22 protein-coding genes are annotated in these 21,021 nt (G+C 46.7%); 7 read left to right on the forward strand and 15 right to left on the reverse strand.

Annotated elements, in window-relative coordinates; translation table 11 throughout:
- The first annotated feature begins 75 nt into the window (after positions 1–75).
- On the forward strand, positions 76–3,279 hold the full coding sequence (locus AS030_RS09260) for an efflux RND transporter permease subunit (protein ID WP_061970849.1): 3,204 nt from the start codon (positions 76–78) through the stop codon (positions 3,277–3,279).
- 109 nt (positions 3,280–3,388) lie between these two features.
- Here the strand turns inward: AS030_RS09260 and AS030_RS09265 are convergent, their stop codons facing one another.
- Positions 3,389–3,973, reverse strand: coding sequence for a DedA family protein (locus AS030_RS09265; RefSeq protein WP_240482245.1), 585 nt, complete (start codon positions 3,971–3,973; stop codon positions 3,389–3,391).
- Positions 3,974–4,118: 145 nt separating this feature from the next.
- Between AS030_RS09265 and AS030_RS09270 the strand changes: the two genes are divergently transcribed.
- The gene (locus tag AS030_RS09270) at positions 4,119–4,403 is read left to right on the forward strand and encodes an HPr family phosphocarrier protein (RefSeq protein WP_061970853.1); all 285 of its coding nucleotides are present in this window, start codon (positions 4,119–4,121) and stop codon (positions 4,401–4,403) included.
- Between the two features lie 47 nt (positions 4,404–4,450).
- Here the strand turns inward: AS030_RS09270 and AS030_RS09275 are convergent, their stop codons facing one another.
- A complete protein-coding gene (locus tag AS030_RS09275) occupies positions 4,451–5,101 on the reverse strand; it encodes a TVP38/TMEM64 family protein (protein WP_082635749.1) in 651 nt (216 codons plus the stop codon).
- A gap of 147 nt (positions 5,102–5,248) precedes the next feature.
- On the opposite strand from AS030_RS09275, the gene AS030_RS23935 reads away from it, so the two are divergent.
- A complete protein-coding gene (locus AS030_RS23935; RefSeq protein ID WP_061970856.1) occupies positions 5,249–5,494 on the forward strand; it encodes an HPr family phosphocarrier protein in 246 nt (81 codons plus the stop codon).
- 67 nt (positions 5,495–5,561) lie between these two features.
- Here AS030_RS23935 and AS030_RS09285 read toward each other — a convergent pair whose 3' ends face one another.
- Positions 5,562–5,897 carry a YolD-like family protein gene (locus tag AS030_RS09285; protein WP_061970858.1) on the reverse strand — a complete coding sequence of 112 codons (336 nt, stop codon included), beginning with the start codon at positions 5,895–5,897 and terminating at the stop codon, positions 5,562–5,564.
- Positions 5,898–5,918: 21 nt separating this feature from the next.
- The gene (locus tag AS030_RS09290) at positions 5,919–7,178 is read right to left on the reverse strand and encodes a Y-family DNA polymerase (RefSeq protein ID WP_061970860.1); all 1,260 of its coding nucleotides are present in this window, start codon (positions 7,176–7,178) and stop codon (positions 5,919–5,921) included.
- A gap of 149 nt (positions 7,179–7,327) precedes the next feature.
- Between AS030_RS09290 and AS030_RS09295 the strand changes: the two genes are divergently transcribed.
- The gene (locus AS030_RS09295; RefSeq protein WP_162264543.1) at positions 7,328–7,537 is read left to right on the forward strand and encodes a YqzH family protein; all 210 of its coding nucleotides are present in this window, start codon (positions 7,328–7,330) and stop codon (positions 7,535–7,537) included.
- 33 nt (positions 7,538–7,570) lie between these two features.
- Here AS030_RS09295 and AS030_RS09300 read toward each other — a convergent pair whose 3' ends face one another.
- The 4 genes from AS030_RS09300 to AS030_RS09315 all read right to left on the reverse strand — a co-directional run bounded on the left by AS030_RS09300 (position 7,571) and on the right by AS030_RS09315 (position 11,490).
- On the reverse strand, positions 7,571–8,317 hold the full coding sequence (locus AS030_RS09300; RefSeq protein WP_061970865.1) for an HAD-IIB family hydrolase: 747 nt from the start codon (positions 8,315–8,317) through the stop codon (positions 7,571–7,573).
- Entirely contained in the window at positions 8,280–9,524 is a 1,245-nt protein-coding gene (locus tag AS030_RS09305) for a glycosyltransferase (protein WP_061970867.1), read from the reverse strand. The genes AS030_RS09300 and AS030_RS09305 overlap by 38 nt, the downstream gene beginning before the upstream one ends.
- A gap of 209 nt (positions 9,525–9,733) precedes the next feature.
- Positions 9,734–10,522: an SDR family NAD(P)-dependent oxidoreductase gene (locus tag AS030_RS09310; RefSeq protein WP_061970870.1), complete on the reverse strand. Its 789-nt coding sequence runs from the start codon at positions 10,520–10,522 to the stop codon at positions 9,734–9,736.
- 11 nt (positions 10,523–10,533) lie between these two features.
- Positions 10,534–11,490: an MBL fold metallo-hydrolase gene (locus AS030_RS09315; RefSeq protein ID WP_061970872.1), complete on the reverse strand. Its 957-nt coding sequence runs from the start codon at positions 11,488–11,490 to the stop codon at positions 10,534–10,536.
- Between the two features lie 407 nt (positions 11,491–11,897).
- Here AS030_RS09315 and proC point away from each other — a divergent pair, with 407 nt between their 5' ends.
- The 3 genes from proC (at position 11,898) to AS030_RS09325 (ending at position 13,820) form a co-directional block, all read left to right on the forward strand.
- Positions 11,898–12,746, forward strand: coding sequence for a pyrroline-5-carboxylate reductase (proC, locus tag AS030_RS09320; protein WP_141687045.1), 849 nt, complete (start codon positions 11,898–11,900; stop codon positions 12,744–12,746).
- Positions 12,747–12,804: 58 nt separating this feature from the next.
- Positions 12,805–12,963, forward strand: coding sequence for a hypothetical protein (locus AS030_RS23550; protein WP_156412564.1), 159 nt, complete (start codon positions 12,805–12,807; stop codon positions 12,961–12,963).
- Positions 12,964–13,061: 98 nt separating this feature from the next.
- Positions 13,062–13,820, forward strand: coding sequence for a glycerophosphodiester phosphodiesterase (locus AS030_RS09325; protein ID WP_061970875.1), 759 nt, complete (start codon positions 13,062–13,064; stop codon positions 13,818–13,820).
- Between the two features lie 40 nt (positions 13,821–13,860).
- Here AS030_RS09325 and rnz read toward each other — a convergent pair whose 3' ends face one another.
- The 7 genes from rnz to mce form a co-directional block, all read right to left on the reverse strand.
- Positions 13,861–14,811: a ribonuclease Z gene (rnz, locus tag AS030_RS09330; protein WP_061970877.1), complete on the reverse strand. Its 951-nt coding sequence runs from the start codon at positions 14,809–14,811 to the stop codon at positions 13,861–13,863.
- Positions 14,812–14,814: 3 nt separating this feature from the next.
- The gene (locus tag AS030_RS09335) at positions 14,815–15,468 is read right to left on the reverse strand and encodes a phosphatase PAP2 family protein (RefSeq protein ID WP_061970880.1); all 654 of its coding nucleotides are present in this window, start codon (positions 15,466–15,468) and stop codon (positions 14,815–14,817) included.
- Positions 15,469–15,512: 44 nt separating this feature from the next.
- Complete coding sequence (locus AS030_RS09340; RefSeq protein WP_061970883.1) at positions 15,513–16,703, reverse strand: DNA polymerase IV; 1,191 nt, start codon at positions 16,701–16,703, stop codon at positions 15,513–15,515.
- A gap of 111 nt (positions 16,704–16,814) precedes the next feature.
- Positions 16,815–17,321 carry a winged helix DNA-binding protein gene (locus AS030_RS09345; RefSeq protein WP_061970885.1) on the reverse strand — a complete coding sequence of 169 codons (507 nt, stop codon included), beginning with the start codon at positions 17,319–17,321 and terminating at the stop codon, positions 16,815–16,817.
- A 156-nt stretch (positions 17,322–17,477) separates the two neighbouring features.
- On the reverse strand, positions 17,478–18,599 hold the full coding sequence (locus AS030_RS09350) for a tripeptidase T (protein ID WP_061970887.1): 1,122 nt from the start codon (positions 18,597–18,599) through the stop codon (positions 17,478–17,480).
- Between the two features lie 15 nt (positions 18,600–18,614).
- Positions 18,615–20,165: an acyl-CoA carboxylase subunit beta gene (locus AS030_RS09355; RefSeq protein ID WP_061970890.1), complete on the reverse strand. Its 1,551-nt coding sequence runs from the start codon at positions 20,163–20,165 to the stop codon at positions 18,615–18,617.
- Positions 20,166–21,014 carry a methylmalonyl-CoA epimerase gene (gene mce / locus AS030_RS09360; protein WP_061970891.1) on the reverse strand — a complete coding sequence of 283 codons (849 nt, stop codon included), beginning with the start codon at positions 21,012–21,014 and terminating at the stop codon, positions 20,166–20,168. It lies immediately after the preceding gene.
- Between the last annotated feature and the right edge of the window lie 7 nt (positions 21,015–21,021).

Below are 21,021 nucleotides of genomic sequence, written 5' to 3' on the forward strand. Positions count from 1 at the left end.
TTTATAGTACTTTTATTATACTAACCTTGAACATATGTGAAAATACACATATAAACTACTGAAGGAGAGTGAAACATGAACTGGCTAACGAAATTCAGCTTAAAGAACCCCGTCGCTATTTTTATTTTTTCTTTCTTGCTTATCCTGGGCGGCTTGTTTTCTTTTAGCTCCCTGAAAGTTGACCTGCTTCCAAATGTGGATTTCCCGCAAATCACCGTGCAGACCACCTACCCGGGCGCGTCTCCACAGGATGTCAACAAGCAGGTAACGGATGAGCTTGAAGAAAAATTAAAAAGCCTTAACAACGTAAAGTCGGTAAAAAGCACTTCACTTGAAAGTGTCTCAATCATAAACCTTGAATTTCCTTTTTCCGTAATCATGGATGATATAGAGGATCAAATTAACACGATCACTAAAGAAGCCGACCTTCCCGATACGGCTAGTGTTGAAGTGAACCGCTTTTCATTCGGAACCATCCCCATCTACAATATCTCTCTATTCCCTAAAGAAGAAGAGAACATTCAGCCCTTTGTTGAGGATGAGCTGGTGCCTGAACTGAAAAAAATTCAGGGAATCAATAACGTCTCAGTTGGCGGTGTGAAAGAAGATTTCGTATCCATTAAGGTCGACCAGAAAAAGGCGCAGCAGCTAGGATTATCATTGAGCACCATCAAAGACGAGATCAATTATAAATTTCTCTCCTTCCCTGCAGGCAATGTGACCTCAGGTGACATCTCCGTGCCAGTGCGTGTCGAGGAACAACTAAAAACAATCAAGGAATTAAAATCCCTTGATCTGACTCCTTCGTCTCAAGGAACAGCCCAAAAATCATCTGGTCAAGGATCAGGAAGCAGAGCCCCTTCTGCCGGAGGACCACCGGCCGGAGCTTCACAAAGCGGTGGAGGCACAGGTGCACCTTCCGGCCAAAGCGCACAGCAAGTTGGTGCAGGTGGTGGTGCTCCATCGGGTGCTGCAGCTCCACAAAGTGTTCAGCTTGGGGACATTGCCACCATTAAGCAGTCCGAAGATGTGAACGAAATTACCCGTTATAACCAAAAACGTTCCTTATCCATGGCGGTTACCAAAAAACAGGATGCCAATACCGTCGATGTCGCCGATAACGTCATGTCTGTTCTAAACAAAGACAAATACAAAGACAAAATGGACTATGCCATCGGTTTCGACCAGGCAAGCGGGATTAAGGAATCCGTGAATTCCCTGATCAAGGAAGGATTGTTCGGTGCACTCTTTGCTTCGTTAGCCGTTCTCTTGTTCTTGAGAAACATTCGTGCAACGATTATTGCGATTGTTTCCATTCCACTTTCGATTCTCATATCCGCGATTTTCCTGAATCAGCTCGATATCACGCTTAATATCATGACGCTAGGCGGAATGGCTGTAGCAGTGGGCCGGGTCGTGGATGACAGCATCGTCGTCATTGAGAACATCTTCCGAAAGATCCGCAAAAGCAGCGGAGAATACGGCAAAAACGAATTGGTCATCGATTCGACCAAGGAGATCCTCCGTGCGATTGTATCCTCCACATTGACGACCGTGGTAGTGTTTCTGCCGCTCGGGTTTGTCGGGGGTATTACCGGAGAATTCTTCCTGCCGTTCGCTTTAACCGTCGTCTTTGCCCTTTTGGCTTCCTTACTTGTAGCCATTACGATCGTGCCGATCCTGGCCAAGTTCGCGTTCAAAAAAGTGAAACCGGAAAACAACGATGGTCCTCTTCAGCGGGCGTACGCGAAAGTGATCCGCTCGTCCCTGAACCATAAATTCATCGTCTTGTTCGTTTCCATCGTTCTTCTCGCAAGCTCTCTGTTCCTGTCTACAAAGCTTGGAGCTGTCTTCCTGCCGAATGAAGAACAAAAGACCATTACGGCAAACATTGAACTTCCTGCCTCCACCACTGTCGAAAAAACAAATGACGTGTCACTGAAGGTGGAGAAGATGCTCGATCAGCGGGATACCGTAAAAGAGGTAACCGCCGGCATTGGCAGCCGTGACTTCCAGTCCGGGTTAAAACGCGAGAATGTAGCCAACTATTTTATTAACCTTAAAAAGCATACCAATGTGGATAAAGAGATCAAATCTCTCAAAAAAGAAATCCAGACCATTGTGGACGAGGACAGCAAAGATGCTGTGGTCAGCCTGCAGGAAGCGCAGTCGGGCGGGCCGCCGTCTAACAATGAAGTGAACATCGATTTGTATTCCAACAATCTCGATGACCTGCAAAAAGGTGCTGCATCCGTTGAAAAATACATGAAATCACGTAACGACCTTAAATATGTATCCAATAACTTCAAAGATACCCAGCGTCAGTGGATCGTAAAAATTGATACGAAAAAAGCCGCAGATGCCGGAGTCTCAGGCTATACGGTGCTCGGCATTATCAATGATGCCACCAAGCCTGTCTCTGTCGGTAACCTTGAACTGAACGGAAAAGAAAGTGATGTCCGGCTTGCCTATAATAAAGCGCCCAAATCCCTTGATGAAGTTAAGGACCTTAAAGTTTACGGCACCAAAGGCCCGGTTGCCCTTTCAGAAGTGACAGACATTAAGGATGTAGAGGCTGTAACCGCGATTCAGAAACTCGATGGAAAGGTTTATGCTCAAGTGTCTGCACAGATTCCGGGCAATGACGTCCAAGGTGTCACACAGGATGTCATCAAGAGCATAAATCATAAAGTGGACCTTCCAAAAGATGTGTCGACTGAAGGTGGTGGCGGAAGTGAAGAAACCACCCAAACCTTTAAAGAGCTTGGCCTGGCCATTGCTGTAGCCATCGGCCTTGTCTACTTGACGATGCTCATCACCTTCGGCCGTGCACGGATCCCATTTATTATTCTGTCATCTCTTATTTTCGTTCCGGTGGGTGCAATAGGCGGTCTGTACCTGGCGGATGAGCCGCTTTCAGTCAGTGCGATGATCGGCATTCTCATGCTGATCGGAATCGTAACCACCAATGCCATCGTTCTCGTCGACCGGATCGGACAAAACCGCGATCTGAAAGGCATGACAATCCGAGAAGCATTGCTTGAAGCCGGAAAAACACGACTTCGACCAATTTTGATGACGGCATTTGCCACAATTGCTGCCCTCTTTCCGCTGGCCCTGACCTCTTCATCGGGTACGTTGATTTCAAAAGGGCTCGCCGTGGTGGTAATCGGCGGTTTGACGACCTCCACCCTGCTCACATTACTTATTGTTCCTGTACTATATGAACTCTTTTTCAGGAAGCAGGCGAAAAGAGAACAACGGGAATCCAAAGCCTGATCTCCAAAATAAAACGGCGGAACCTGTTGGTTCCGCCGTTTTTCCTATATGAAGAACGCGTTCAGCCGGTCAGGTAGGCGTTCAGCCGGTCAGGTAGGCGTCCAGCCGGTCAGCCGGCAGCCCTCCGTTTCCGTTTTTTGTACAAAAACTTGTAGAGCAGGTAACAAAGTAGTAAAGTGCCTGCACCAATCAGAATGTATGTCTGTGACGCTTCGAGAATGGAGTTGACGGTTTTTATTTCACCCAGCCTGCCCAAAAAAAGCATGGCAATCGCCAGGGGGAAAACACCAATAAAGGTTAATATTCCAAACTTCCAGCGGTTTACCTTGCTCATTCCTGCCGCATACGAAACATAGTTTCCTATACCAAACGGGCGCGAAAGCGCGATGCTCCACTCACCGTATTTTTTGAATACCCTTTTGGTTTTCTCTACCTTTTTCTCATCAAACTTCTCTCTCATCTTGCTTTCCAGCTTATAGCCGATCATGTACGGCACATAACTGAACAATGTATAAACAGCACTTACCGCTAATGCCAGCAGCACCGTCTCCATTGGACTTGGCTTCAGCAGAAACCCATAGATTAAAATAACGAGCGCTCCGGGAAAGGGAACGGAGGAAGCTTCCAGTGCCGTTCCAATAAACAGGCCTGCAGCCCCCAGCTCTCGTAAAAAATGAAAAATGATTTCAAACACAACATTCATTCTCCTTTCCTGTCTTATCCTCCTCTTTATTCCCTTTCCCGCCAATTTCAATCTCTTTGGTTTAATCGCCTCGGGTATGGGGTAGATACGTTTTAAGTCGACGATTTATACAATCCACTTCAGGAGGATAACATACATGAAAAAGATTTGTTCAAAAACCGTTTCCATGACACAGGATGCTTCTAAATTTACCATTCAAAAGATAACGAATTTCGTTAATATATCACGTTCTTATCAATCCAACGTGTTTCTTTGCAAAAACGGCATTACCCTTCAAGCAAAAAAATTATCTTGCCTGGTTACTTTCTTTATGATGCTTCGCAAGGATGAATCCTTTGTCCTTATTACTGAAGGCGCTGATGCAGACTCCGCGATCCAGCAGCTGCTTCAACAGCTTACACCATCACAAGCGACTACATAAAAAAAAAGCGCTGAATTGTGTCAGCGCTTTTTTCTTTGGTTTTTGCCTTAAAGGCCAAGCTTTTTTTGCCATCTTTTTCTTGTGACCACCGGCAGGACAATCAATATGATCAGAATGATCGATGAGATTAAGATTTCCTTCATGCCGGTATGAGCCACCGAAGATCCGATATAGGTATACGCCAGCGTTCCCGGTATGATGCCAATGGCCGTTGCTGCCGCATAATCTCTGAATTTCACATTTGCCGCTGCTGTAAGATAACTGACAAGGTCGTAATTCAGGATGGGCAGTAACCGGAGAATCAGCACATATATGAAGCCTTTCTCTTTGATGCCCTCCTGCACTTTCTGATACTTGCCCTTCCATTCTTTTTTCATCGCTTTTTTTCCAATCCACCTGACCGCCAGATAGGTCATCAGCCCTCCGGAAAGCGACCCTATGTAGGTATACAGACAGCCATAGTATAATCCGAAGGCCAATCCACTTGTAATCGCAAACACAGAGGACGGAAACAGCACAAAGGGTCTCAGGCCGTACAGCACAATAAAAACAATGGGTGCCCATACGCCCCAGGAAAGAATCCACTCCCTTAATACTTCCGGTGTTAAATTCAAATACTTGTGGTTGAAATACCATAGCAGTGCCACGCTTATAGCGATTATTAAAATTTTCATCCGATTTTTTTTGCTGCGAATCAATCGATGTTTCACCTCTCTCCTGTCTTACCTTTATATTTTCCATTACTTTCCGATAGAAGTCACTTTTATTTTCATTATATTTATGACATTTCCTCCTTACCTCTTCATAAGCTGTATAAAAAAGGAGATACAAGGGAGAGAAACGATTTGAAAGTCATTGCGAAAAAACCCATCTATTCCAAAAATGCCGGCCAATTTGTGCAGTTTACCAGTCGTTTTGAGGAACCAGTGTATGTAAAAAAAGGAGAGAAAACGGCTGACGGCAAAAGCCTTCTCGGATTGATTGCATTATCCATCCAGCCGGGACAGGAGATCGAAATAACAAGCAGTGCCGATTTATCTGGTCTGCAGAACCAGCTGTTCCAATCCGATCTGTTTGAAAATGCCGAATAAGCCAGCCGGTAATGACTGTCCCCTGAATGTCAGTGGGGCAGTTTTTTCATACCGGCCGGCATTGTCCTTATAAATGGGTAATGGCGAGGATTGTCTGCAGGTAAACGTCCTGCCGCCCTCCCGCTTCATGCACCATCCTGAGCATACGGCGGCAGGGATCGTAATAATGGATGCGTCCCCTCACTCGTTTGCTCGTGAGAGCACCGGCCCGGCACATAATCTCCACCTGGCTTGCCTCTTCCATAGCCAGAAGAATCTGCTGATTCATCTCCTCCAGCAGCTGCTCATCCCATTCATGGTCTTCAGCTGCATCTCTGTCTTCCTGTTCCCATTCCCTTAAGTGCTTCACATGCTCCGGCAGCATCATGGAGGTCCATTTCAGGCTTCCTCGGTCTTTGATCATAGGTGAGGCGTCCTCCTTTCTCTATGCCTTATGGCCGCCCAGGAGGGTACTGCGGTGCAGTGCTGTCCCCCCGCTCGTATACGAGACGGCCCGAAGAAGAGCAGTTGATCCGTACTTTTTGCGGATATCATCCATCACATACCCAAGCTTTCGTTTTTTGGGATGCTCCAGCGTAAAGATGCTTAATTGAGTCTCATTGTCCTCGCACACATTGGAAAGGCAAATCGAAATCTTTCGGACGGTCTTTCCTTCATAAAACGTATGAAACAACTCCAGGCAGATCTCATAGATCTCCATTGTAATATTGGTCGGTTCCGGAACGGTTTTTGAGCGGTAAAACCCTCCTCCCCATTCCTCCTTGCTGTAGCCGATTCCAAGGCTGACCGTTCTCCCTGCCTTTTTGGCTGTCCGGGCCCTCCTTGCCACCTCTTCGCACATTTCGAGAATGACATGCTGTACCTCCTTCGGGTCCGTATAATCCCTCAGCAGAATCTGGCTTTTGCCATAGCTGATCTGTCCCTGCATAATGGGCGCCCCGACCTCCGAGAGGTCCACACCCCAGGCATGATAATACAGCTGGTTTCCCATAATGCCGAACTTTTTTTCCAAAAGCGCCAAAGGATAGTGGGCGAGATCCCCGACCGTCGTGATCCCCATCAGGTTGAGCGTCCGTTCCACCCGTGACCCAATGCCCCACATCTTGCTCAGGGGCGAAAGGATCCATAGTTTTTTCGGAATATCCTCATACGTCCACGTGGCCACCCCTTCCTTTTTCGCCTCCAAATCAAGACAGAGTTTCGCCATCAGCATATTGGGGCCGATGCCGATCGCGCAGGGCAGGCCGAACTCTTCCTTGATGGCGGTGCGAATGGCTGTTGCCAGCTGCATCGGCCCTCCCCATAACCGTTCGGTGCCGTCCGCCTGTATGAAGCTTTCGTCCACACTGTACGTATGAATGGCTTCCTTCGGGACGAATCGGTTAAGCAGACGTGTGATCTCCATGGAGCGCTTTAAAAAGAAGGACATTTGGGCGTCCACAATATGAATGCGGCTGTCTTTGGGAATTTCAAAAAGCCGGTTTCCCGTCCGGATACCAAAGTCCCTTTTTAAACAGGGAGAAGCAGCCAGGACCACGCTTCCCTGCCTTTCGGTGTTCCCGACCACGGCAAGGTAACAGTCCAGCGGATCCAGCCCTAAACGCACAGCCGCACAGCTGGCGTAAAAACTCTTCATGTCCATGCACAAAATTGAACGATTTTGAACCTTGGAATAATCGATCAACTTCCTCACTCCTTCAAAATGCAAACGTTCGTTCTCTTTATTATGTATACCCATTTTAACCGAATATATGTTCTGTTCTCAATGGAAATTTTTTCAGGTACTTTCCCACCCTTAAAAATCCTTGACCACGGATGGCAGGTAAGCTAATTGTGTACAAGAGGATGGAAGAGCATCTGCTGCGCAAATGGCTGGAAAAAGCCTTGTTAACCTATTTTGACGATAAAGAAACCATCCCGTATACGGAAAAGGAATATGCCTTGCTTTTGGAGCACATCCAAAAGGAATGGCAAACCGCAGAAGGATCGGACCCTTACCTCGCCGTGCAGGATGTCGTATATGATTTTGTGACCCAACAATAAAAACCCTCTCTTGTCTTTAAGAGAGGGTTTGCGTTATCCGTTGCTTTCCACCGTTTCCTTTTCAAAAAAATGTTCCCATGCTTCCCGGATCCCCCCGGCGCAGTGGTTTTCTGCCCGGAAAATAAGCGGATGTTCAGGAAGCTTTTTCAGTTCATCCTGGCAGTTCCCCACCACAACGGCAGGATAGCCCATTGTAATCATGTCACGATCATTTCCGGAGTCGCCGGCTATAAGAACATTGGCTTTCTCCCACCCTTTTTCACGAAGCAGAAAGGAAAGGGCTTCACCCTTGCCAGCATTTGGCGGAAGAATGTCCACATCTCTGCCCGAGCTAAAAATCAGCTTGTGCGGCACTCCGTTTTCTTCCAGTTTTTGTTTTACTTCTTCAAATGCTCCTGCATCCTCGGCAAAGTAAGAAAGACGGTGTGTAGAGGGAATGGATTGAGGCGTAAGCCCGCTGCACTGGGCGGCAATCTGGGAAATTTCCTCAGGCCACCACTGCTCCTCCAATGTTTTCTTCCATCGCTCATGAAGCTCCGGATCATCAAAATCATACATTTCTGTCCCAACATCGGAAATGAGGATGGATGGCATAGGGAGGTTTTCCGCCTTGATCAGTTCCATCGTCGAATCATGATGCCGTCCGGTCACATAGACGAGTTCAACCTCATAGGTTCGTTCCCCGTAATATTCAAATAAGGCAGAAGTCAGTTCCTTTTCTCCTACAAGCGTTCCATCAAGATCAGTAGCTAAAAGATGTGTAACGTTTTTTTGTTTCACCTTTCAGAACCTCCTCATATACCTGCTCGACTCTCGCTGCCACATTTGGCCAGCGATAATCGCGTTCTGCTAGAGAGGACGCCTGTTTGCCAAGCCTTTGTGCGATAATGTCATTGTTTAAAATAATTTCAAGGGTCAAAGCCAGATCCTGCGGGTCTTTTGGTGTAACAAGCAAGCCGGTTTCCCCTTCAACGACCACGTTTTGCAGTCCGCCGACACGCGATGCAATCACAGGGCAACCGCAGGCCTGGGCTTCTGCCGCCACCATACCGAACGATTCATAATAGGACGGCACAACCGCCACATTCGCAGCATTAAAGTAGGCTGCCAGTTCTTCCTGGCTTTTTGGCCCGACAAAACGGACATAACGCTCGATTCCTTTTACCCATGAGCGCTGTTTCTCCGCCACCGGAAGCTGGTCGTCGTCGATCTCTTCCTTTTGTCCTCCGGCCAGAACCAGTTTGGTGTCGGACGGCACATCGCCCCATTGGATTAAATACCTGAAAGCTTGAAGCAAGGTTTCAACGCCTTTCGTTTCTTCGAGCCTTCCTGCATAAAATACCAAAGGTCCATGGACGCCAAGCTTTTGTTTGGTAGCTGATCGCTGGTTATATGGATAAAATGTAGGAGATACACCAATTGGAATAACATCTACAGGCGCAGGCTGTTTAGCCACTTCATGAATCAGGCTTTTTTCGCTGTTGGTGGTGGCGATCACACGGTTGGCGGAACGGAGAATGGTTCGTTCATACTGATATCTGCGCTCATCCCTTTCTCCTGTAGCCCGTTCTTTTGCAGCGCCAAGGGAATGTGATGTATGAACAAACGGTATGTTGTATTTTCTGCGGAGCTGGCGTCCGAGGATCCCGGAAAGCCAGTAATGAGTATGAATAATGTCATATTGGTCAAGAGGTGCAACCTCTTCAATTTCTTTAAAAAATGCCGGCAAGATTTGAAACATCTCATTTTTTGATACAAACCCTTTAATTCCGGCTTTGATGCGGATGACTTTTGCACGTTTTCCAAAGTTCTCTATCTGCGGGGCATCTTTATCAGCCCAATGGGTTATTACATCAACATCCCATCCCCTGTTTTCCATTGCCAGGGCCAGGTGGTATACATAATTATTTTGTCCTCCGGCTTGCTTTCCACCGAGTTTTGCAAGCGGATCCCCATGATCTGAAATAAATAAAACTTTTTTATTCATTGTCGTTACCCCTCTTTCTATTGTTGCGGTCGATAGCCTGTACTAGATATACCCCAGTTTTGGCCCGAACAAACCACATTCAGTACTTAAGCCCCAGTGAATTAAGACTTTTTACCTTTTATTGAGAAGTATGGAAATAAGGAACCCGAATAAATAATGAAAAATCATCATTTTTTTACAAAACTTTGTTTACATAATAATATTATCATTCACTTTTGTTTAAAGGCATTACCGCCCAGTTTTTCAACAAGCCTTGGAAACATTTGATACAGTTTACTTCCGGCATTCATCCAGCCGGGAAGATTGATTTCCCGGACCGGACGTCCCACGGCCGAGAGAATTTTCTTTGAGACATATTCCGGTGACAGCATCCACTTTTTAATATTGGCTTCATAGGATCCGGATTTATCCGCGATTGAAAAAAAGTTGGTTTCAATCGGCCCAGGATTTACCGTGGTCACATGAATCCCGCTTTCGGCAATCTCCATCCTCAATCCGTTTGAAAAACCAAGCACCGCATGCTTTGACGCCGCATAACCGCTGGATTTCGGGGTAGAAATTTTACCCGCCTGGGAAGCGATGTTAATGATATGACCCGATCCGCGCGATATCATTTGCGGCAGCACCGCCTGCGTGCAGGCCATAAGCCCAATCACGTTCGTCTGCATCATGCCTGAGAGGTCTTTAAGGTCGGCATCGACAAAATAGTCAAAAATTCCGAAGCCGGCATTGTTAATCAGCACATCAATCTGTAAATCAGAAGTGATTTCGTGAAACACTCTGCTGACGTCTTCGGTAATCCCGACATCCAGTTGATGGATGACCGGCTCACGATTTCCTTCCGCCTTTATTTTTTCCTTTATGTGTTCAAGCTTCTCTTTATTGCGGGCAATCAGTACAAGATATGCTCCCATGCGGGCCGCGTCCAAAGCCACCTGAGCCCCCAGACCGCCGGAAGCCCCTGTAATCACAATCACTTTGTCTTTTACCTGGTTCATCGTTTTTACTCCTATTCTGCTTTCCTATAATATAGAACATCCTGAATGTGCTCAATCCGCACTTTTCCCTCTGCCTCAAGCAGATCCAGATGCCCTACCGTTTCTGACAATGTGAGTCCGGGCTCTTTTTTATACACCCGAGGGAACAGCTGCCGGCTGAGTTCATAGGCAGTCATTTTTTCCGCAAGCATTGATCGAAGCACTTCTGCTCTGTTGTTCTGTTCCTCCAGCCTTTCCTGGATCAGCTCCCGGCAATTGGTAATGTCATCGCCATGTCCCGGCAGAATCCGCTTGACCGGAAGAACAGCAGCTTTTCGCAGCGATTGCCTGTATTGCAAGAGGGGTCTGGGCCGGCCGGTTTCTCCGGGCTCGGGAGGTTCTATGAGCGCATTGGAGGAAACACGCTGGAGGAGAAAGTCCCCGCCGACCATCATTCCGCTTTCTTGGTGAAACAGGGAGAGATGGTCCGGAGAATGCCCGGGAGTTTTGATCATCATCCATCCCGGCAGGCCGGGAATCTCCTTCCCCTCTGATATCATTTTGTCCGGATGAACCACAGCAGAATACCCGAGATATCGCTGCAGCTTGTATTCCTCCAGCTGGGAAGCCTCTGCAGGCATCCCTGATTTACTATAAAATGACTCGTAAAATTGGTTTCTATGTAAAAAGTATGCCGGGTCCTGGCTGAGATACGGAATTTGCTCCTTGCTTGCCAGAACCGGCGGCGGGGATGTAAAGTACGCATATAATCCAACATGATCGGGATGATAATGAGTAAAAATAATCTGCTCAATATCGTTTACAGTAACGCCCCAATCGCGAAGCTTTTCCTGAAAAACCGACCAGGCCTCCGGCGTTTTCGGGCCGCAATCGACAAGAGTCAGCTTCTCTCCCGGAATAAGATACACATTGACATTTCCTACTGGAAAAGGGGTGGGAAGCTCGATGGCCATCATTTTTTCTTTCAAGGGTTCACCAGACCTCCTTACGTTGCATAGTATAATCAGTATAGCAAAACTTCTACTCTTTAAATAAATGAAAATTCCAAAAAAAAGATGGAATAGCCTTGACATACTAGGGGTGTCCATTGCATAATATCTTTTAATAACTAAACGTTGAAACGGCGCTGAAAGGGACCAGTACTTCATAGAGCGGCTAAAAGAGAGCGGAATCCACCGGCTGAAAGATTCTGCAAGCACGTGATGAACGAACCTATCCCCCGAGCCATCAGGGATTGAACCTGATCGTATGCCTTCGATACAGGCAACAAGCTGGGCTTTATTATCAAGCCAATTAAGGTGGTACCGCGGATCGCACTCCTCCGTCCTTTTTCAAGGATGAAGGAGTGCGTTTTTAGTTTACCTAAATTGGAGGGATAGCCGTGAATAAAAAAATTGCCTTTATTGGAGCAGGCGCGATGGCTGAAGCCATGATTTCGGGTATGATTGCCAAAAAACTGGCTGACCCAAAAAATATTATTGTCACAAACCGAATCAATGCCAAAAGGCTGCAAGAGCTTCAAGAAAACTATAAAATTACCGTTTCGAAATCTGCTGGTGATGCCGCACACCACGCTGATATACTCATTCTGGCAATGAAACCGAAAGATGCAGAACAGGCCCTGCGGTCATTAAATAAAGCCGTTCATGCGGATCATATCATCATCTCGGTTCTCGCAGGTATTTCAACTGGCCTGATTTCGTCACTGCTTGATGCCCCGGTCCCTGTCATCCGGGCCATGCCAAACACTTCTGCAGCCATTGGGTATTCGGCAACAGGCATCGCCGGCGGGAAATTTGCCGAAGTTAAACACATGCAGCTCGCCGAAGAATTATTCAGCTGTATCGGCACCACAACCTGCCTTCGGGAAGAGAGTCTGCATGCCGTAACCGGTTTATCGGGCAGCGGCCCCGCGTATGTTTACTATCTGGTAGAAGCCATGCAGCAGGCTGCTTCTTCCATGGATATCCGTGAGGAGGAAGCGCGAGACCTCATCGCCCAGACACTTCTTGGGGCTGCACACATGGTGAAGATGAGCGGGGACCATCCCCAAAAGCTTCGCCAAAATGTGACCAGCCCGGGAGGCACAACCGAAGCCGGCATTCAGATGCTTGACCATTTCCAAGTGAAAAAAGCGATTGAGCAATGCGTCAAACGGGCGGCCGAACGATCAGAAGAACTTGGTAAAATGTACAGCCGGCCATCAACCCAAGAAATAGTTTGACAATTCTGTTATTTAGTTTTATAATAAAAGACCAAACGTCAGCAACGGGAGGTATAATATGCTTGATCAAGAAGAAGTCAAGCGGTACAATCTGTTGTTTAAAGAATTTCAGCAGTTCCTCACCCGGCCATTGACAAAAAAGGAAAAAGATTTTATAAAATGGATTGTAAAAAATGATATGAGCATCGAACACCGTTCTTCGGCGAATGCAACATAACAAGCCTCCCGCCAGGAGGCTTTTTTTCTTGTAAGGCAGGCGGTTTATTCCCCGAGCGTTCTGGTAATGGTATAGGACAGAAAGGAGTTTTTCCAGATATGACAAAAATCTATGGACACCGGGGCGCAAGCAAAGTATGCCCGGAAAACACCATGGCGGCCTACATAAAGGCGTTGGAATTGGGGGCAGAAGGCCTGGAAATTGATGTTCATTTGACGAAAGACGGCATCCCGGTTGTCATCCATGACGAAACAGTAAAACGGACAACCAACGGAAAAGGGTATGTAAAAAACATCAGCCTTTCAGAAATTAAACTGCTGGATGCGGGCAGTTGGTTTTCTCCAGAATTTCAAAACGAACGAATTCCGACACTTGAGGAGTTTCTTCAGTGGATCCGCACGACTCCTCTTTTGCTTAATATCGAATTGAAGAACAACAAGGTGTATTACAAGGATTTGGAACAAAAGGTATACAACCTTGTGAATGCATATGGCATGAAAGAAAGGACCATTTATTCCTCTTTTAATCATTACAGCCTGGTTCTGTTAAGAAACATGGATCCTTCCATCGATATCGCTCCTCTTTATACGTCGAACCTGTATGAGCCTTGGAATTATGCAAAACGGCTTGGTGCCTGGAGCGTGCACCCTCCCTTTAAAAGCCTTCATCCCCCTATCCTCGAAGGGCTCCGCCAGCATAACGTCTCGGTCAGGCCATACACGGTCAACCAGGAAAAATGGCTCTATTATTTCTTTCAATACGAAGTGGATGCGGTGATTACCGACCAGCCCGATTTGGCGCGTGCCGTCCGAAATGGAGAAGTCACCGTGAAAAAAAGCTTTATGAAAAAAAAATGACCGCAAAGAAGTGATCCAAATGTGGGTCACTTCTCTTCGCTCATTTTTCCATATCAGCTGCTATGGGCTTTTCCAGCGGAAATACGGAAAAGTCATTTGCCATTGATGTATTGGGAAATACCTCCCGCGCTTCCTCCAACAGCAGATGTTTTTGTTCTTTATGATACCTGGAACTGATATGATTGATGATCAATGAGGAAGCATTCGCCTTCCTGGCGGTCAAGGCTGCGATTTTTGCAGAAGAATGGCCAAATTCGGCAGCCTGTTCAGCCAATTCATGAAGAAACGTCGCTTCATGCACAAGCACCGTAGCGTCTTTCCCAAGCTTTATGGCGTTGTCGCAAGCTTTGGTATCACCCAGGATCGTAATAATTCTTCCCGGAACGGGAGCGGAAAGAAAATCCTTGCTTTTAAGAACGGTTCCGTCTGGCAGTGTCAAATCTTTGCCTTTTTTCAGCTCCTGATACAAGGGGCCGGGAGACACTCCGCTTTTTTGCAGCAGCTCCGCTTTCAGTTTGCCGGGCTGTGTGGATTCTTCCACGCGGTACCCAAAACAGGGAATCACGTGATCGAGCAGACTGCTGTAAACGAAACGGCCATTTTCCTCACAAACCAGTCCTTCCGAGATTTCAACCACTTCAAAGGGATAGGTGAGGTAGGTTGAGCTTACCTTCAGGCAGATTTCCAAGTACTCTTTGATTCCCGGAGGGCCATATACCGTAAGCGGGCTATCTTCACCGCTTTGAAATGACCTGCTGCCAAGCAGCCCGGGAAGCCCAAAAATGTGGTCCCCATGAAGATGAGTAATGAAAATCTTAGTGATTTTACGCGGCTTAATGGCCGAAGTATGCAAAATTTGATGCTGCGTAGCTTCCCCGCAGTCAAAAAGCCAAACCTCTCCACCTCGTTGAAGAAATTTCAGCGCAACGGATGAAACATTCCTCTCTTTCGATGGCATTCCGGCTCCTGTGCCCAAAAAATGAAGTTCCATATCTCAACTCTTCCTTTCATGCCATAAAATAAAAACCGCCAGCAGCTGGTAGAGAATGATAAAAAGTAAAAGCAAACTTCCGCCGGCCAAAAAACCAGCCACCACATCGCTCGGATAATGCACGCCAAGATAGATCCGGCTCATACCCACAAGTAAAATATACAAAGAACCCAAGGCAGCCACCAGGCGCCTTGCCCACGTCCGCTTTATGTGGACCGCCAAAAAATAAAAAAGCAATCCGAAAAATCCGGCTGAAATCATGGCGTGTCCACTTGGAAAGCTGTACCCGCCAATCTCCACGAGCTGATGAAAGGATGGCCGTTCTCTTTCATACACATCTTTCAGAAAAAAATTCCCATAGCGGGTTGTAAATAGACAAATCGTTAAAACGAGGGGTTCCAGCCACTGCCGGCGCCAGATAATAAAAAAAACAGAGAAGACCAGCAACGAAAGCCATTCATTCGTTTTTGCGGCGCTGTTGGTAATCCAGATAAAAAGCCGGGTCAACTCCCCGGGCTGATAAGCGGTCAAAGCAGAAATAATCATGTGGTCCATTTTTTCCACTTCCGAACCGCTATACCCCAGGGCAAGCAGAACAAAAAAAGCCGCTAATCCTACCATTCCAATCAAGAGCCAGAGCTTGACGACTTTTCCCAAAATATGATCACCACCCGGGATTAAAAAGCTTCTATCTATAAAGGTTATGATGGACCTGCCTTCCATTTGCCTCTGATGATGGATTGCTGCCCAAACTTTTTTTGAAGGTCACTGACCAACCGGTTAACATCTTCTTGCTTTTTTTCCTGTTCGAACGTAAAAAGATCCATTTGTTTATAGGCATTTTCCCGGGGGATAACATCTGCTGCTGTAATGCCAAGAAGCCGAATGGGATCTCCATTCCAATGCTTTTTAAATAAATTCCATGCCATTTTAAGGATGATGTTCTTATCATGAAATGGGTTTTCAAGGGATTTACTCCGCGTCACCGTCTTTCTGTCTGAATACCTTATGACAATCTGCAGATTTTGCCCCACCACTTTCTTTTGCTTCATCCTCCGTTCAACCGACTCTGCAAGGCTTTCAAAGACCCTTTTAATTTCCGGTTCATGATCCAGGTCTTCTGCGAGTGTGGTGGAATTTCCAACGGACTGAAACTCAGAAGCACGCTCGGGATTAACGGGCCGGTCATCAATGCCGTTGGCACGCTCCCACATCTTTATCCCATTGATTCCAAAACGGTGCTTCAGGCTGTACGCATCTTCTTTTGCGAGGTCACCGATGGTATGAATGTTGAATGTTTTCAACTTCTCTTCCGTTGCTTGGCCAATGCCATGCATCTCCCCTACGCCTAGCGGCCAAAGGATGGTACTCATTTCCCTTTTTCTTAAAACCGTAATACCCATGGGTTTTTTCATGTCAGATGCCATTTTGGCAAGAAACTTATTGGGTGCGATTCCTATGCTGCAGGGCAATCCAAGCTCATGATAGATCCTGTTTTGTATTTCACCTGCGAGTTCAACAGGGTTCATGGATGAAGCTGTGACATCCAAATAGCCTTCATCAATGGATACAGGTTCCACGAGATTAGTGTACTCCTTCAGAAGTTGAAACATCCGGTTCGACATCATTCTGTATTTTGGAAAATCAGGCCTGCGTACAATCAGGGAAGGACACAGTCTTTTTGCCTGCCAGAGGGTCATGGTGGTTTTAACACCAAACTTCCTCGCTTCATAGCTGCATGTGACAATGATGCCCCTGCGTTCTTCGGGATTTCCTGCAATCGCAAGCGGCTTGCCTTTTAATGCGGGATCCATCATGCTTTCCACAGAAGCATAAAAGCTATTCATGTCCACATGCAGAATGAATCTGCGTTTATGAGTTGAACGATCCATGTGCTTCCCTCTCCTTTTCATGGATTCCATCATTATTATATGAAAAGAGAAACGAGAATAAAAGGCAAAAGCCGTTGAGACTCGGACACCGTCAAAAAAGACAAGGCGTATTTACCTTGTCTTCACCTCGCTCCTCAGCTGCTTCCCGGTGGCTTCAACCCACTCCACATACTCCGAGCCATGGAAATGCTGATTTATTTCTTTATGTAACCGGCCCAGCTGAAGCAGGAACTCCGCTTGATCTTCCTGCTGCCCCCATGTCCGCAAATATTCATAAATTGAATTTTTTCCTTCGGCGGACATCTCCTGTTTTTTAGCCCCTTCTTCAGTGAGACTAACATACGAAATTCTCCGGTCATGATCCTTTTTCAGCATCTGCACCAACCCTTTTTCTTTCAATCGTTTAATCACCTGCATTACGGTTGAAACATCCCATAATCCGAGTTGGGCAATACGTGATATGGTGGCTTCCTGTTCAAAGGATACAATCCACAAAATATGCTGCTCCGCTTGTGTCAGGCCAAGCGCCTTAGCAGACTTTTGCCAATCTTCCTCCAAAACTTTATAGACTCCCCGCACATAATTCATCATCATATGCATGTCCGCAACTTCACTCATCCTATCCCTCCGGCTCTTCATCCAATTTAAACATAATTTTCCACAATTAAACTACCACCAAATATACTAACAGCTGAGGTTCCTGTCAATTCAAACGTACAGCCTGCAATCAAGAAAAAAAGAGGGCCAACACAATTTCGTGGCTGGCCCTTTTTATTATTCTCCTGCAACCTCTTGAATAACTGCAACCACAATTTCAGCTGTTTTTACCAGTTCTTCAATTGGCATTTTTTCATTTTTGGTGTGAATGTCCTCATAGCCTACCGCCAGATTCACGGTTGGAATGCCATGTCCTGCGATCACGTTCGCATCACTTCCACCACCACTTTGCAGCAGGCGGTGAGGGCGGTTAACCCGTGCGGCCGCTTTTTTCGCAACTTCCACGACATGGTCGCCATCTCCGAATTTAAACCCTGGATACATCACTTTTACAGCAACATCTGCACGGCCGCCAAGGCTTTCTGCCGTGTTTTCAAACGCTTCTTTCATCTTTGCAACCTGCTGTTCCATTTTTTCTGCGATGAGAGAACGTGCCTCTGCCAGAATGGAAACATGGTCGCATACAATGTTGGTTTGCGATCCGCCTTCAAACCTTCCAATATTAGCTGTTGTTTCTTCATCAATGCGGCCAAGCGGCATTTTTGAGACCGCCTTGGCTGCAATGGTAATTGCAGACACACCTTTTTCCGGTGCTACACCGGCATGTGCGGTTTTTCCATAAATATCAACAATCAGTTTGGCCTGAGTAGGAGCAGCCACAATGATGTCACCCACCTTGCCATCACTGTCGAGTGCAAAACCGAATTTGGCGGTAAGCTTGGAAGGATCAAGTTCTTTTGCTCCTACGAGGCCGGATTCCTCACCCACGGTAATGATAAATTGAATATCACCGTGCTTAATATTTTTTTCTTTTAAAATTCTCACGGCTTCAAACATTGCCGACAGGCCAGCCTTGTCATCCGCTCCGAGAATGGTGGTTCCGTCTGTAACAACATATCCGTCCTTAATTGAAGGCTTGACGCCTACACCTGGCACCACTGTATCCATGTGTGATGTGAAATAAATCGGATCGATTCCCTCTTTATTCCCTTTCAGTGTGCAAATCAAATTGCCTGCTCCGTGTTCTGTTGTTGATTCGGCGTCATCCTCAAAAACTTCCACGCCCAAATCAGTGAATTTTTTAGTTAATACTTTGGAAATCTCTTTTTCAAATTTTGTTTCAGAATCGATCTGAACCAATTCCAAAAATTCATCCAGCAATCGTTGTTCATTTACCATTATGTCTTTCCTCCATTATAACGGGATATTGCCATGTTTTTTCCAGGGCCGTTCTTCCTGTTTTGTGCGCAGCATTTCAAGAGCCTGGATGCACTTGATCCTAGTGTCACGCGGATCGATTACATCATCAACCATGCCCCTTGCCGCCGCAACATAAGGATTGGCAAACTTCGTGCGGTATTCATCGATTTTAGCCTGTCTGGTCGCTTCTGGATTCTCACTTTGCTCAATTTCTCTTGCAAAAATAATATTGGCAGCTCCCTGAGGCCCCATCACGGCAATCTCCGCATTAGGCCAGGCAAAAACCAGATCCGCCCCGATCGATTTGCTGTTTAATGCCACATAGGCACCGCCATATGCCTTACGGGTGATTACGGTGATTTTCGGAACAGTGGCTTCGGAATAGGCATAAAGAATTTTGGCTCCGTGTCTTATGATTCCGCCATGCTCCTGTTTAATTCCTGGAAAAAACCCGGTGACGTCCTCAAAGGTGATGATCGGAATATTGAAAGCGTCACAAAACCGAATAAAGCGCGATGCCTTATCCGAAGAATCAATATCAAGGCCGCCAGCCATCACTTTTGGCTGATTACATACTAATCCTACCACTTCTCCCTTGATCCTTGCAAAACCAACGACTATATTTCTCGCAAAATGAGCGTGCACCTCCAAAAACGTATCGGAGTCAACCACCTGCTCGATTACTTTTCGTACATCGTATGGTTTGGTTGCATCAACAGGAACCACGTCAGCAATTTCAGGAAGGTCATCGCTTGCTTGCGGATTTCCTTCCTTGATGTCCGATTTTTCTTTATTATTCTGAGGAAGCAGTTCCACCAAAGCTCTCACCTGTTCGAGAACCTCAGCCTCCGTTTCGCCCATAAAATGAGCATTTCCACTTTTCGTGCTGTGAACTTTTGCCCCTCCAAGATCTTCAGAAGAAATCTTTTCACCCGTCACGGTCTCAATTACTTTTGGCCCCGTAATGAACATCTGGCTCGTTTTTTCCACCATGAACACAAAGTCGGTAATCGCCGGTGAATAAACCGCGCCGCCTGCACACGGTCCCAGGATCACCGAGATTTGTGGGATTACCCCCGAGTAGATGGAGTTTCTGTAGAAAATTTGCCCATAGCCATCGAGCGACACAACCCCTTCCTGGATGCGTGCTCCACCTGAATCATTCAATCCGATGAAAGGTGTACCGTTCTTGGCTGCAAGGTCCATGACATTGGCGATCTTATGGGCATGCATCTCGCCAAGCGCACCGCCAAAAACGGTAAAGTCCTGAGCAAACAAATATACCGGACGGCCGTGAATTTTTCCATACCCCGTGACCACACCTTCCCCGGGAGCTTTCATATTTTCCAGGCCAAAGTCGGTACACCGGTGTTCAATAAAGGGGTTCAGCTCAATGAAGCTGCCTTCATCAAGCAACAGGTCAATCCGTTCCCTGGCCGTTAATTTTCCCCGCTCATGCTGCTTGTCGATTTTATCATCTCCACCGCCAAGCTCGATTTCACGTTTTCTGTCATATAATTCATCCATTTTATCGTACATATCCATTTAGGAAGCGCCTCCTTCAATTTCTGTTTTGTCACACAGTTCGAACAGCACCTTGTGTGCGGAAGAAGGATGAATAAACGCAATGGAAGCACCGCCGGCACCTTTTACCGGTTCTTCCTGAATCATTTTGATGCCTGCATTTTTAAGCTCACCGATCCGCTCTGAAATTCCTTCCACGCCAAGGGCGACATGATGAACCCCCTGCCCCCGTTTTGTGATGAATTGCCTGATCGGGCTCTCTTCACTTAACGGTTCAAGCAGCTCGAGGCGGCTCTCACCAATTTTGATAAAAGCCACCTTTACGTTTTGTGAAGGCACTTCTTCAATAGCTTCAAGTTTCAAACCAAGCGTGTTCACGTAAAACGGAAGTACTTCGTCCAAGGATTCAACTGCTATTCCAATATGATCGATTTTTTTGGGAGGCTCCATGCCGATTGAAGCGGGATAGCCGTCCCGGGCACGAACCGCGGCTTCAATGAACTTTGCCGTTTCAATAGTGGGTGTGCCAGGAGTAAATATTTTTTGGACGCCTGCCGATTCTAGAAACGGGATATCCTCCCATGGAATCACACCTCCGCCAACGACGATGATATCACCCGCTCCGCGTTCCTTTAAAAGAGCCATCACTTCCGGAAACAGTTCATTATGGGCACCTGAAAGACATGATAATCCAATGGCATCCACATCCTCCTGCACGGCGGCTGCCACGATTTGCTGCGGCGTCTGACGAAGCCCTGTATAGATAACCTCCATGCCATAATCGCGAAGAGCCTGAGAAATAACCAGCGCTCCCCGGTCATGCCCATCCAGGCCTGGTTTCGCAACCAGCACACGTATTTTCTTATTCATTGTTCAT

Source organism: Fictibacillus enclensis, assembly GCF_001457035.1.
In the GTDB taxonomy this organism is placed as follows: Bacteria; Bacillota; Bacilli; order Bacillales; family Fictibacillaceae; genus Fictibacillus_C; species Fictibacillus_C enclensis.